General features: G+C 63.3%; 12 protein-coding genes. 2 read left to right on the top strand and 10 right to left on the bottom strand.

Translation table 11 applies throughout. The features are described from left to right. On the top strand, positions 1 to 475 hold a 475-nt coding region (locus HMPREF1546_RS05225; RefSeq protein ID WP_021751754.1), incomplete at its 5' end, for a cysteine hydrolase family protein. 58 nt (positions 476 to 533) lie between these two features. On the opposite strand, the gene abc-f is transcribed toward HMPREF1546_RS05225, so the two are convergent. The 10 genes from abc-f to HMPREF1546_RS19550 all read right to left on the bottom strand — a co-directional run bounded on the left by abc-f (position 534) and on the right by HMPREF1546_RS19550 (position 11,358). Beyond that, positions 534 to 2,027, bottom strand: coding sequence for a ribosomal protection-like ABC-F family protein (gene abc-f, locus HMPREF1546_RS05220; protein ID WP_025544789.1), 1,494 nt, complete (start codon positions 2,025 to 2,027; stop codon positions 534 to 536). Between the two features lie 376 nt (positions 2,028 to 2,403). Continuing rightward, a complete protein-coding gene (locus HMPREF1546_RS05215; RefSeq protein ID WP_021748874.1) occupies positions 2,404 to 4,065 on the bottom strand; it encodes an ATP-binding protein in 1,662 nt (553 codons plus the stop codon). Positions 4,066 to 4,083: 18 nt separating this feature from the next. Beyond that, the gene (locus HMPREF1546_RS05210) at positions 4,084 to 4,752 is read right to left on the bottom strand and encodes a response regulator transcription factor (RefSeq protein ID WP_021748873.1); all 669 of its coding nucleotides are present in this window, start codon (positions 4,750 to 4,752) and stop codon (positions 4,084 to 4,086) included. Positions 4,753 to 4,821: 69 nt separating this feature from the next. Then, positions 4,822 to 5,481: an HD domain-containing protein gene (locus HMPREF1546_RS05205; RefSeq protein ID WP_021748872.1), complete on the bottom strand. Its 660-nt coding sequence runs from the start codon at positions 5,479 to 5,481 to the stop codon at positions 4,822 to 4,824. Positions 5,482 to 5,529: 48 nt separating this feature from the next. After that, positions 5,530 to 6,177 carry a phosphate signaling complex protein PhoU gene (phoU, locus tag HMPREF1546_RS05200; RefSeq protein ID WP_021748871.1) on the bottom strand — a complete coding sequence of 216 codons (648 nt, stop codon included), beginning with the start codon at positions 6,175 to 6,177 and terminating at the stop codon, positions 5,530 to 5,532. 13 nt (positions 6,178 to 6,190) lie between these two features. Beyond that, the gene (gene pstB / locus HMPREF1546_RS05195; protein ID WP_021748870.1) at positions 6,191 to 6,946 is read right to left on the bottom strand and encodes a phosphate ABC transporter ATP-binding protein PstB; all 756 of its coding nucleotides are present in this window, start codon (positions 6,944 to 6,946) and stop codon (positions 6,191 to 6,193) included. Positions 6,947 to 6,961: 15 nt separating this feature from the next. Then, on the bottom strand, positions 6,962 to 7,816 hold the full coding sequence (pstA, locus tag HMPREF1546_RS05190; RefSeq protein WP_021748869.1) for a phosphate ABC transporter permease PstA: 855 nt from the start codon (positions 7,814 to 7,816) through the stop codon (positions 6,962 to 6,964). A 6-nt stretch (positions 7,817 to 7,822) separates the two neighbouring features. Then, positions 7,823 to 8,698, bottom strand: a complete 876-nt coding sequence (gene pstC / locus HMPREF1546_RS05185) for a phosphate ABC transporter permease subunit PstC (protein ID WP_036630057.1) — start codon at positions 8,696 to 8,698, stop codon at positions 7,823 to 7,825. Between the two features lie 201 nt (positions 8,699 to 8,899). Beyond that, positions 8,900 to 9,781 carry a phosphate ABC transporter substrate-binding protein gene (locus HMPREF1546_RS05180; RefSeq protein WP_021748867.1) on the bottom strand — a complete coding sequence of 294 codons (882 nt, stop codon included), beginning with the start codon at positions 9,779 to 9,781 and terminating at the stop codon, positions 8,900 to 8,902. A gap of 185 nt (positions 9,782 to 9,966) precedes the next feature. Beyond that, complete coding sequence (locus HMPREF1546_RS19550) at positions 9,967 to 11,358, bottom strand: tyrosine-protein phosphatase (protein ID WP_051319952.1); 1,392 nt, start codon at positions 11,356 to 11,358, stop codon at positions 9,967 to 9,969. 202 nt (positions 11,359 to 11,560) lie between these two features. Between HMPREF1546_RS19550 and HMPREF1546_RS05170 the strand changes: the two genes are divergently transcribed. Further along, entirely contained in the window at positions 11,561 to 12,535 is a 975-nt protein-coding gene (locus HMPREF1546_RS05170) for a MoxR family ATPase (protein WP_021748864.1), read from the top strand. Positions 12,536 to 12,609: the final 74 nt, after the last annotated feature.

Below are 12,609 nucleotides of genomic sequence, written 5' to 3'. Positions count from 1 at the left end.
TGGCGGCCGGGCCTGCCGCCCCGCCTCCACCGGTCCCAACAGCGCCCAGGCACCGGAGGGCCTGCGCCCCCAGCCCGGGGACTACACCATCATCAAGCCCAGGTGGAGCGCCTTTTTCCAGACGGAGCTGGACCTGATCCTCCGGCGGCTGGACGTGCGGACGGTGATCCTCACCGGCACCACCACCCCCAACTGCATCCGCACCACCTGCTATGACGCCATCGCTCTGGAGTACAACACCGTGGTGCTGACGGACTGCTGCTCCTCCCATACCGAGGAGATCCAGCGGGTGAATCTGGAGGACATGGCCCGGGCGGGCGCCATTTTGATGGACTCGGCGTCCTTTGCCGACTACGGCCCCGGCACAGTGGAGGACCTCTCCGCCGCCATCCGGGCCCGGATGCTGGAAGAGGACACGGTGCCCGAGCCCTTCCGGTCGGAGGACGGCCAGGTATTCTGGCCCGACCTCTGGTAATCACAAAGGAAAACGGACGCCCTCCGCACAACTGCGGAGGGCGTCTTCTTGTTTCGAGTCATTCCCTCTGGATCCGGATGCGCCGGGTGGCGATCTCGTCGCAGAAGCGGGCGTCGTGCTCCACGAACAGCAGGGTCGGCCGACAGGCCAGCAGCAGATCCTCCACCTGCATCCGGGAGATGACGTCGATAAAGTTCAGCGGCTCATCCCACACGTACAGGTGTGCCTGTGTGCAGAGGCTTGCGGCCAGCAGCACCTTTTTCTTCTGGCCGCTGCTGTAATCTGCCAGGTCCTTCTCAAACTGCTCCCGTGGAACATCCAGCTTCCGCAGGATGGTCCGGAACCGGCTGCCGTCCAGACCCTGGGTCCGGACAAACTCCGTCAGGCTGCCCCGCAGGTGGTCCGTATTCTGGCTGACATAGGACACCACCAGGCCGCTCATGGTCTCCACCGTGCCGCTGTGGGGGATCTCTTCCCCCAGCAGCAGCTTCAGCAGGCTGGACTTGCCGCAGCCGTTTGCGCCCTGGAGGGCGATCCGCTCCCCCGCCAGCACCTCGAAGGTGATCTCCCGGCAGACCCTGCGACCGTTGTAGCACACGGCTACGTCCCGGAACTCCGCCAGCCGCGCACCCGTCCGGCAGGGCAGGGGCGTGACTGCCAGCGCCTCCTGCCGCTCCAGGTTCTGCAGCAGCTGCTTCTTCTCCTCCACTGCCTCCTCCCGGCGGCGCTGGATGGATTTGGACCGCTGCATCAGCTTGGCCGCCTTGTGGCCCACAAAGCCCCGGTCCGCCGCCTTGGCCCCGGTCTTGTCCACGCCGAACTTGCTCTTCTCCGTCCGGTCCGACCAGCCGGAGGCACGGCGGGCGGACTCCGTCAGCCGCCCGATGTCCTTCTGCAGCTTCTCCTGCCGGGCCAGTTCAAAGGCGTCCTGCCTCCGGCGGTTCTCCCACCAGGAGGAGAAATTCCCCCGCTGGATCTCAATATTGGTCCGGTTGATGGCCAGAATATGGTCCACACACTGGTCCAGGAACGCCCGGTCATGGGATACCAGCAGAAATCCCCGCTTCCGGGCCAGATAGCTCCCCAGCTTCCGCCGTCCCTCCAGGTCCAGATGGTTGGTGGGCTCGTCGATCAGCAAGAAGGCATTCTCCTTCAAAAACATGGCCGCCAGCAGCACCTTGGTCCGCTCCCCGTTGGAGAGGCTGGAAAAGGGCAGCTCCAGTGATCTCTCTGCCAGGTCCAGAAGCCCCAGCTCCCGCTGGATCTCCCAGTCCTCCGCCTCCGGCGCGATCTCCCGCACCACCTCCAGGCCCGTCCGGGACAGGTTCGCCACCTCGTAGGGGAAGTACTCAAATTCCACAGAGGCGGAGATGGTGCCGCTGTACGGGTACTCCCCCTGGAGCAGCCGCAGGAAGGTGGTCTTTCCCCGGCCGTTCCGCCCGGTAAAGCCCAATTTCCAGCCGCTATCGATCTGAAAGCCCACATGGTCAAAGATGAGCTCCGGACTGCCCTCGTATCCAAATGTCAGATTCGAGACGTCGATCATGGACATATCGCATTCCTCCTTTGCGCAGACCCTCATGTGCGGTCTGGCGCACCGCAGACTTCGGCAAATGCCGCGCACATGAGCGTCTCATCCGTCATTTCCGATTCGCCGTGCTTTTGCGCAGCAAAAAACGGCCGCGGGAGAGCAGACCTCTCCCGCGGCCGGGCATACGGCATTCACCCCGCATCCGGGGCTGTGCGATACCTGGGTGAGATCAGCGGTCTGCCTTCCCTGCAATGGCATGGAAAAAGACGCTGCGTCTTCGCCGCAGCAACCCTCTATGCCAAAACACGAAGGTCAGATCCGCATCTTCACACCCCTCCAATCATTCATCAATCTCCGGTTATCCTAGCACACTTCCGCCGGGATTGCAAGCCCCCCCTCATGCTCCCGCCTTCGGAAAGGTAAGCGTAAAGGTGCTGCCGTGGCCCGGTTCGCTGTGGAGCTCCACCTGGGCACCCAGATAGGCCGCCCCGTGCTTGACGATGGAGAGCCCCAGTCCCGTGCCGCCGGAGGAATGGCTCTTGTCCACCCGGTAAAACCGCTCGAATACCCGGCCCTGGGCCTCCCGGGGAATGCCGATGCCGGTGTCCGCCACCGTGATCCGGGGGCCGAAGGCGGTATTTTCCACCGTGACGGTGACGCTGCCGTTCGCCCGGTTGTAGGCGATGGCGTTGTCGCAGAGGTTGTAGACGATCTCCTCCACGATCTGGGGTACGCCCCGCACCAGAGCCTCGCCGCCCTGGAGCCGGGTGGTCACCTGTTTCCGCTGGGCCGCCGGAGCCAGCTGCTCCAGGACGGCCCGCGCCTCCTCGTACAGATCCACGGTCTCCCACTGGCCCAGGCCGCCGCCCTCGTCCAGGCGGGACAACTTGATGATGTCGTTCACCAGCCCGATGAGCCGCTCCGTCTCCCGGTGGATGTTCCCGGCGAAGTGGGGGACGTCCTCCGGCTTCACCAAACCGTTCTGCAGGATCTCCGCCGTACCCAGGATGGAGGTCAAGGGCGTCTTCAGCTCGTGGGAGACATTGGCGGTGAACTCCCGCCGCAGCCGCTCCCGCTGCTCCTTCTCCGTCACATCCAGGATCACCAGCACCGCACCCGCGATCTGGCCGTCCTGTTCCACAGGACTGGCGATGATCTGGCGGCAATCATCGTCCTTTTCCAGCAGCTGCTCACACCGCCGACCGGCCAGAGCCTCCTCCACGCAGCGGCGGAAGCCCGCCTCCCGGTTCAGGGCGTAGACGCTCTCTCCCTCCTCTGTGGGGACCTGCGCGTAGAGCAGCCGCAGCACGGCGGAATTGTAAGTCAGCACCCGCGTCTCCTGGTCGATCACCAGGAAGCCCTCGCTCATGTTCTCCGTGATGGCGGTGAACTCCTCCTGCCGGCGCTTTAAATCCCGCATCTGCCGCTGGATCTGCCTCTGCTGGCTGCGGAGCTTGGACAGCAGGGGCGTCAGCTCCTCATAGGTCTCGCTGCCGGCGGGGTCATTGAGGTCGATGGCGTTGATGGGCTCCACCAGCTGCCGCGCCACCCGGGAAGCCAGCGCCATGGCCAGGATGAAGGCCAGCAGCATCATCAGCGCCACCGGCTGCAGCGCCTGCAGTACCAGGACCCAGACGGAATACTGGGCGCTGGACACCCGCAGCACCGTTCCGTCAGCAAGCCGCTGGGCCGCATACAGCGTCTGCTGGGAAAGCGTGTCCGAATAGCGGACCGCATGTCCCTTCCCCAGGATCAGCGCCTCCCGGATCTCCTCCCGCTGGGCGTGGTTCCCCATCTCCTCCGGGTCCTGCCGGTTGTCGAAGAGCACGGTGCCGTCCGCATCCACCCAGGTAATCCGGTAGCTGCCGGGCAGATCCTCTGTGAGATAGTCCGTGCCATTCTCCTCTACCCCATGGGCGATGTACTCTGCCAGACTCTCCAGCTCACCGGAGACCCGATCCTGGAAATAACCGTGGAGCACGCCCACGATCAGCACCAGGCTGGCCAGCAGCACTGCCAGGGACACGCCCAGGATGGAGCGAAAGATCCGTTTCGTCATGTCTCTCCAGCCCTCCTGTCAGTTCACAGGGCTGATCTTGTAGCCATAGCCCCGGACCGTCTCGATGTAAGCGCCCGCCTCCCCCAGCTTCTGGCGGAGGGTCCGCACGTGGACGTCCACGGTCCGGCTCTCGCCGGTAAAGGCGTAGCCCCAGACGTTCTCGATCAGCTGCTCCCGGGAAAGCACCTGGCCGGGGTTGCGCAGCAGCAGGCACAGCACTTCAAACTCCTTCTGGGTCAGGATGGTCTCCTGTCCCCGGACCCGGACGATGTGCTGCCCCGGATCCACCTCCAGAATGCCGCAGCGGAGGGTGCCGTTCTCCGTCTCCGTCCGCCGCAGCAGCGCCCGGATGCGGGAGAGCAGCTCCATCATGCCGAAGGGCTTGGCCACATAGTCATCGGCGCCGCCGTCCAGACCCACCACCTTGTCGTACTCCGTGCCCTTGGCCGTCAGCATGATGACCGGCAGCTTGGCCGTGCGGGGCGTGGCCCGGAGCTTTTTCAGGACGCTGAGTCCATCCTCCTCCGGCAGCATGATATCCAGCAGCACCAGGGCAGGCATCTGCTCTCCCACGGCCTGCCAGAACAGGGAGGGCAGCGGAAAGCCCCTGGCCTCCATACCCTGGCTGTTCAATGTATAGATCACAAAATCCCGGATACTGTCGTCATCCTCCAGCAGATAGATCACAGATATCCCTCCCCATTCAATCTCTCCGCCCCGCTGGAGGGACGGAGGGTGTCTCCCTCCGGCGGCCGGTCAGATCAGCTGCTGCTCGTTAATCATCAGCTTGAACTGCAGGCCCAGCTTCTCCGCTGCCTTTCGACAGAGGAGCATCCGGCCCATGAAGATCTCAAAATAGTCCATGACAGAGCCGTACTTCGTGTCCACGGACAGCTTCAGCTTGATGAGCGTGTGCTCCTCGTTGATCTTCAGGACGGACTTCTTCACCGAGTAGTTCACCCGGTCATGGATGTCGAAGCTGGCCATATCCGGATTCCGGACCCGGCTGCGGCGGACGTCGGACTTGTCCGCCAGGATCAGTGCCGCCGCCACGGCGTTCACCGGCATGCCGGTGCCCTCGTCGTGGTTGCCGATGGCGGTGACGATGGTGGCGATCTCCTCCGGAGGACAATCCATGTTGTCCAGAATGCGGAAGGCCATGACCGCACCGGACTGGGAGTGATCCACCCGGTTCACCAGGTTGCCGATGTCGTGAAGAAACCCGGCGATCTTTGCCAGCTCCACCGTCCGCTCCGGATACCCCAGGGTGGAGAGGATATAGGCGGCGTTTTCCGCCACCGCCGTCACGTGGGCAAAGCTGTGCTCCGTATAGCCCAGAGCGGTCAGAGACTCGTCCGCCCTCTGGATATAGGTCCGGACCGCAGAATTGTTTTTCACATCCTCATAGGTAAGCATGGCCCCTCCCCCTTTTCAATATCGGCGCCGCGCCTGTGCGCAGGCCGCTCAGTTGTTGGAGGGGTGATTCCCCGTAATGGAGTACTCCACCCACTCCGCCACGTTGGTGGCGTGATCGCCGATCCGCTCCAGATACTTGGCCACCATGATGAGATCCAGCCACAGCTCGCCGGAGTCGGCGTCTGCGGCGATCAGCCCGATCAGCTCCTTTTTCACCTGGTTGAACAGGTCGTCCACCTGGTCGTCTTCCCGGCAGACCTCCCGGGCCAGCTCCAGATCCCGCTTTACAAAGGAGTCCACACTGTCTGTCACCATCCGGATGACGGCCTTGGACATCTCCTCGATCCGCTGGCGGCCGGGGCCGTCCGGCAGACGCATGAACCGGGTCAGCTCCGCGATGTCCGCCGCCTGGTCCCCGATCCGTTCCAGATCGGAAATCATCTTCAGCGCAGAGGAGATCTCCCGCAGGTCCCGTGCCACGGGCTGCTGCTGCAGCAGCAGCTTCAGGCAGAGGTTCTCCACCTCCCGCTCCTTCTGGTCGATCTCCCGCTCCGCCTCCCCGGCGGCGCGTGCCAGGTCCTCGTCACCCTTCATCAGGGCCTGGGCCGCGGCAGAGATGGCATCCTCACACAGGGCGCCCATCTGGATCATTTCCACGTGCAGCCGCTCCAGCTGCTCGCCAAATCTGTTTCTCACCTTACGTCCCTCCTTAGCCGAACCGGCCGGTGATGTAGTCTTCTGTGCGCTTGTCCGTGGGGGTGGAGAACAGTGTCTCCGTCCTGCCGAACTCCACCAGATCCCCCAGCAGGAAAAACGCCGTGTTGTCGGAGACACGGGCGGCCTGCTGCATATTGTGGGTCACCATGATGACAGTATACTTGCTTTTCAGTTCCACTGCAAGGTCTTCGATCTTGGAGGTGGAGATGGGGTCCAGGGCGCTGGTGGACTCATCCATCAGCAGGATCTCCGGCTCCACTGCCAAGGCACGGGCAATGCACAGCCGCTGCTGCTGGCCGCCGGAGAGGCCCAGGGCACTCTTCTTCAGCCGGTCCTTCACCTCGTCCCAGATGGCGGCGGAGCGGAGAGAGTTCTCCACGATCTCGTCCAGCTTGGCCCGGGAGCGGATGCCGTGGGTCCGGGGGCCGTAGGCCACGTTGTCATAGATGCTCATAGGGAAGGGATTGGCCTTCTGGAACACCATGCCGATCTGCTTGCGCAGCCAGGTGGTGTCCACATTGGGGGCGTAGATGTTCTGCCCGGCGTAGTTGACCTCCCCCTCAATGCGGATGCCCGGTACCAGGTCATTCATCCGGTTCAGGGTCTTCAGAAAGGTGGACTTTCCGCAGCCGGAGGGGCCGATCAGGGCGGTGATCTCATGCTCCGGAATGTCGATATTCACACCGTGGAGGGCATGGTGCGCCCCGTACCACAGATTCAGGTCCTTTACTTGAATGATGGTGGACATTTCGTATCCTCCTCGTCAGTTTTTCTTCAGCTTCCGGCCCACCAGATTGGCGGACAGGTTGATGACCAGCGTCAGCAGCATCAAAATGGTGGCGATGGCGAAGGCGATGTCTGTCTCGCCCCGCTCACTGGCATACACATACAGGGCCACGGTCAATGTGGCGGAGGAGGATTCCAGCGCAGTCACAAAGTTATTGAGCACCAGGCCGAAGCCGGCGGTGTACAGCAGCGCCGCGCTCTCGCCCACAATGCGGCCCACCGCCAGGATGCAGCCGGTGACGATGCCGTCCACCGCGTTGGGCAGCACCACAGTGCGGACCATGTGCCATTTACCGGCGCCCATGGCCAGGGCGCCCTCCCGGTAGGAGTCCGGCACGGTCTTCAGGCTCTCCTGGGTGGTGCGGACGATGGTGGGCAGGATCATCACCACCAGGGTCAGGCCGCCGGCCAGCACACCGGTCTTCAATCCCATCATCTGGATGAAAAACAGCATACCCACCAGGCCGAAGATGATGGAGGGGATGCCGGTGAGGGTCTCGGTGGCGAACTCGATGACAGCCACCAGACGCCGGTTGGTGGCGTACTCCGTCAGATAGATGGCGGCGCCCACGCCCAGGGGCAGTACGATCACCATGGACAGCAGGATGATATAGAGCGTGTTGAGGATATTGGGCAGGATACCGATGGTGTCGTTGATATAGCTGGACTGGGTAGACAGCAGCTCCCAGCTGATGAATGGGACGCCCCGGTAGAAGATATAGCCGATGATCAGAACCAGCAGCGCGCAGGTGAGGAAGCCGCAGAAGTACAGCACCACCCGCAGGCCCTTGTCGTACAGCTGGCGCCGGGGGGACAGGGTATGAGATTCCATGTTCGGTCAGTCCTCCTTTTTCCGCTTGATAAAGACGTTGAGGAACACATTGATCAGCATGATGAAGAGGAACAACACCAGGCCGATGGAGAACAGGGCATTGCGGTGGAGGGAGCCCACGGAGGCGTAGGACATCTCCGAGGCAATGGCGGTGGTCAAAAACCGCACTGGCGTCAGCAAGCCCGGCATATTGGCCACATTGCCCGCCACCATGATGATCGCCATGGCCTCACCGATGGCCCGGCCGATGCCCAGCACAATGGCGGTGGCGATGCCGCTGCGGGCAGCGGGCACGCTGACGCGGAACACGGTCTCGATATGGGTGGCCCCCAGGGCCAGAGACGCCTCCTCATACTCCCGGGGCACGGCGCGCAGCGCCGTCTCCGACACGGAGACGATAGAGGGCAGAATCATCACCGCCAGCACGATGATAGCCGCCAGGAGCGTGGCGCCGGAGGGCAGGTCAAAGGCCACCCGGATGGCGGGCACCAACAGGATCATACCCACCAGGCCGTACACCACGGAGGGGATGCCGGCCAGCAGTTCCACTGCCGCATGAACTACGGCGGCAAACTTAGGCGGCGCCACCTTGGACAGGAAAATGGCCGTCATCAGGCCGATGGGCACCCCCACGAGAATGGCCCCCGCCGTGCCCGCGAAGGAGGTGAGGATGATGGCGAAGATGCCGAAGTCTCCGGTAGAGGCATACCAGCGGGTCCCGAACAGGAAGTTGATGGGCCCGATCTCCAGAATGGCCGGCAGGCCCGAGATGATAAGGTAGATGCTGATGAGGAGCACGAACGCCACAGCCACCATGCCGCAGATAAAGAAGAGGGCATTCATCACCCGCTCCATGGCCTTCAGGGCTTTTTTCCCGGTCATGGGCTCCTTTTTCCTGTCGGCGGTACCGACCAGCGCGCCGTCCATGGCGGCCTTCACAGCCTGCCCCGCGATTTCATGTTCCATAAGGTTCTCCTTTGTTCCCGGACAAGGCGTCCGTCCAGATTTCAGCGGAACGGCCGCCGCCCCAGTGGTGGGCACGGCGGCTGACCGTATATATGAGGGTGGAAAACAAGCGTTGTCTTACTGGGCCACGGGCACGGCGCCGGCGTTGGCGATCAGGTCGCTGGCGGCGGTGGAGGTGGCGAAGTCGAAGAAGGCCTGGGCCGCGTCCGACAGGGCCTCATCGGTGCGGGTGGCGAACACGAAGGGACGCTGAATGGCATAGCTGCCGTCTAGGACCGTGGCCTCAGAGGGAGCCACGCCGCCCACAGTCAGGACCGTGATGCCCTTCTGATCCTGCACGGCGGAGAGGGAGGCATAGCCGATGGCGCCGGGGGTGGTACGGACCGCCTCGATCACGGCGCCGGTAGAGCTCAGCTCCTGGGCCAGCACGCACTGGTCCTCAGTGCCGGTGATAGACTCGAAGCCGTCACGGGTACCGGAGCCGGACTCACGGCCGATCACGGCGATGGCGCCGGCGTCGCTGCCGAACTCAGACCAATCGGTGACAGCGCCGGTGTAGATGGAGGCGATCTGCTCCAGGGTCAGGTCGGAGACGGGGTTCTCAGCGTTGACGATCACGGCGATGCCGTCCAGGGCCACGATGGTCTCAGTCAGGCCGCCCGCCTTCTCGTCATCGGTCAGTGCGCGGGAGGCCAGGCCGATGTCGCAGCTGCCGTTGGACACGGCCTCGATGCCGGCGCCAGAACCGGTGGGGTTGTAGGTGACGGACACGCCGGAGTTGTCGGCCATAAACTGCTCACCCAGGGCGCCGATGACCTCCTCCATGGAGGTGGAGCCGTCGGTGGCCACAGTGCCGCTCAGCTCAGCGGTCTCCTCCTGGGCGGCGTCGTTGGAAGCGGTATCATCCGTGGTGTCGTCAGCCGTGGTGTCACCGCCGCAGCCGGCCAGCAGAGCCATGACCATGGTCAGGGACAGCAAGAGCGAAAATACTTTTTTCATATCGAAGATTACTCCTTTTCCTATGTCTGTTGCTCAAGGGACGGTCTTAGTATAAACAGCCGGAAGTAAAATCCGACACCAGGACTCTGTAAAGTCTATGTAAAATCCTTGCAAGCGCATACAAAGGCAAAAAAACAGCTCCCGGATTGCTCCGGGAGCTGTTTTCAAAAACGAATCAGGCATTTTCAGGCAGCGGGGATGGTCAGCACCTGCCCGATGTGGATCATGCCGGGGTCACGGATGGTATCCCGGTTGGCCTCGTAGATCACAGTCCAGCGAGTGCCGGTGCCGTACACCTCATAGGCGATGTTCCACAGGCAGTCTCCCGCCTCCACGGTGTAGGTCTGGGCCTGGGGAACAGGCTCCTCCGGCGTCTCCTCCGCGGGAGCCTCGGTCTCTACCGTGTAGTCCTTAGCCAGGTTCGCCTTCAGGGCGGTCACCTCGTCTGCGGTCAGGCCGGCGTCCAGCATATAGTCCTCTGCCGCAGCGGCCAGATCCACAGTGGTCAGGTCCGTGCCCTCCGCAGCGCCGGTGATGTTGGTGAGGATGGAGACGATGTTGCTGTTCTTCACCGCCTCATACTGCTCGCTGCCTTCTTCCAGGTGATAGTAATTCACATAGGTGGTCATGTAGTCCGCCACAACCTCGTCATAGGTGGCGCCCATCAGGCACTCCAGCAGGGCGGAGACAAAGCCGGCCCGGTCCTTGCCCTCGGTGCAGTGGACCAGATAGGGCCCCTCATTCTCCGCGAAGAAGCGCAGGCCCTCCGCCAGGCCGGACTTGAAGTCGGCAGCGGTGAAGTCCACGCCCAGGTTCAGGGCCTTCACCTTCCCCGCCTCGTACAGAGACTGGTAGTAGGGGGAGTCGAAGCCCTCGGCGGCGATGTAGCCCTCGATCAGCTCGTTGGAATCCGCCAGGTTCATGACCGCCTGGATGCCGCCGGCCTCTGCCAGGTCATCGGCATAGGAGGCGCGGCCCAGCTCGTTGTTCACGGGGCTGCTGCTGCGGAAAAAGGCGTTCTCCCCCAGATCGCCCACAGCCACGTTGCGGAAGTTGGCGAACACCGCGTCGGAGGCGTAGTCCGCCCGCTCGTCAGTGCGGGTCAGCTGGTGGATGAGGTACTGGTCATAGTAGCCGCCCTGCTCCTTCATGGAGATGGAGACGGTGATGCTCTCCAGGGACTGGCCCTCGGGGAACTCCCAGGTGTAGGAGCCGTCCTCTGCGGTGACCTTGGCGGCCAGGCCGTTGCTGGTCGCAAAGTCCCCCATGTTGATGGCGGCGATCAGCACACCCTCGCTGTCCCGCAGCACCAGCGCGCCGGTGTCCACATCGGAGTAGTTGGTGCACAGGGGCATGTCATACCCAGTGCCGTTGACGGTGACGGTCAGCAGGTCGCCGTATGTGTAGCCGCCGTCCTTCAGGTCCGCCGGGTCGATGTCCAGGACGATGTTGCCATACTTCTGGATCTCGGTTACGCCGCCCTCCAGGGTGGGGTACTCCGTCTCCGCAGCGGATGCGGGCAGCGCCAGGCTGAGCATCAGCACCAGGGACAGGAGCAGGGACAATGTCTTCTTCATACGCATTCCTCCCAAATTCTCGTCGGTCCTGTTGCGGGACCTTCTGTTTCGTATCATAGCACAGGCGTTTCCGCTTTTCCAGAGGGTTCCCTCCTTTTCACGCATTTTTTCAGGTCTTCCCGGAGCTGGCATCCGCTCTTGCGGTCCGCTTTCGGGTTAGATATAATAGAGGGGTATTTCATGGAACCTGGGAGGCACGACTATGGACTTCACGGAACTCCGCCATTTGGCGGAGCAGATCGAGACAGAGTGCGGCAAGGCCATCATCGGCAAGGGTGAGCAGATCCGCCTGGTACTCACCAGCCTGTTTGCCGGCGGGCACGTGCTGATTGACGATATCCCCGGCGTGGGCAAGACCACGCTGGTGAAGGCCCTCTCCGCGGTGCTGGGCTGCGGCATGGTGCGGGTGCAGTTCACCCCGGATCTGCTGCCCTCAGACATCGTGGGCATGAACATTTACAGCCAGAAAACCGGGGAGATGGTCTTCACCCCCGGCCCCATCATGACCAACATCCTGCTGGCGGACGAGATCAACCGGGCCATCCCCCGTACCCAGTCCGCCCTGCTGGAGGCCATGGAGGAACGGCAGGTGTCCGTAGACGGCGTCACCTATCCCCTGGCCCCACCCTTCATGGTCCTGGCCACCCAGAACCCCGTGGAGACGGAGACCACCTTCGCCCTGCCCGCTGCCCAGCTGGACCGCTTCCTCTTCAAGCTCTCCATGGGCTACCCCACCCCCAGGGAGGAGGCCGCCATGCTTCGAACCGTGGGAGATGGAGCCGCCTTTGCGGACCTCCACCCCCTGCTCTCCCCGGAGGAAATCAATCGGTTCACCCGGGAGATCCGGCAGGTCCGCCTGTCCGATCCGGTGGTGGCGTACATCGTGGAGCTGGTCCAGGCCACCCGGGAGCAGCCGGAGCTGGCCTGCGGCGCCAGCCCCCGGGTGTCCCGGGACCTGTTCCGGGCCTCCAAAGCCTATGCCGCCCTCTCCGGCCGGGACTATGTCACCCCGGACGATGTGAAGTATCTGGCCCGCTACGTCCTGCCCCACCGGGTACTGCTGTCCCATCAGGCGGCGCTCTCCGGCCTGGAGGCGGCCGGCGTGGTGGAGACCGTACTGGCCCAGGTGCCCTGCCGGGAGACCGGGGAGGTCCTTGCCCATGGCCAGAACGCCTGAGTCCGCTGCAGTGGACTTCGCCGAGTCCAGCCTGTTCACGGGGCGCTTCTCCATCCTGGCCCTGGCAGCCTGCG

Origin of the sequence: Oscillibacter sp. KLE 1745 (genome assembly GCF_000469445.2) — a bacterium.
Classification (GTDB): domain Bacteria; phylum Bacillota; class Clostridia; order Oscillospirales; family Oscillospiraceae; genus Oscillibacter; species Oscillibacter welbionis.
This window is presented reverse-complemented; position numbering and strand designations above follow the sequence as displayed.

Bases quoted from the DNA above. Each gene is read 5' to 3' on its own strand.
- abc-f (WP_025544789.1), bottom strand. From the start codon at position 2,027: ATGTCCATGATCGACGTCTCGAATCTGACATTTGGATACGAGGGCAGT.
- HMPREF1546_RS05215 (WP_021748874.1), bottom strand. From the start codon at position 4,065: ATGACGAAACGGATCTTTCGCTCCATCCTGGGCGTGTCCCTGGCAGTG.
- HMPREF1546_RS05205 (WP_021748872.1), bottom strand. From the start codon at position 5,481: ATGCTTACCTATGAGGATGTGAAAAACAATTCTGCGGTCCGGACCTAT.
- pstB (WP_021748870.1), bottom strand. From the start codon at position 6,946: ATGTCCACCATCATTCAAGTAAAGGACCTGAATCTGTGGTACGGGGCG.
- pstA (WP_021748869.1), bottom strand. From the start codon at position 7,816: ATGGAATCTCATACCCTGTCCCCCCGGCGCCAGCTGTACGACAAGGGC.
- pstC (WP_036630057.1), bottom strand. From the start codon at position 8,698: ATGACCGGGAAAAAAGCCCTGAAGGCCATGGAGCGGGTGATGAATGCC.
- HMPREF1546_RS05180 (WP_021748867.1), bottom strand. From the start codon at position 9,781: ATGAAAAAAGTATTTTCGCTCTTGCTGTCCCTGACCATGGTCATGGCT.
- HMPREF1546_RS19550 (WP_051319952.1), bottom strand. From the start codon at position 11,358: ATGAAGAAGACATTGTCCCTGCTCCTGTCCCTGGTGCTGATGCTCAGC.
- HMPREF1546_RS05170 (WP_021748864.1), top strand. From the start codon at position 11,561: ATGGACTTCACGGAACTCCGCCATTTGGCGGAGCAGATCGAGACAGAG.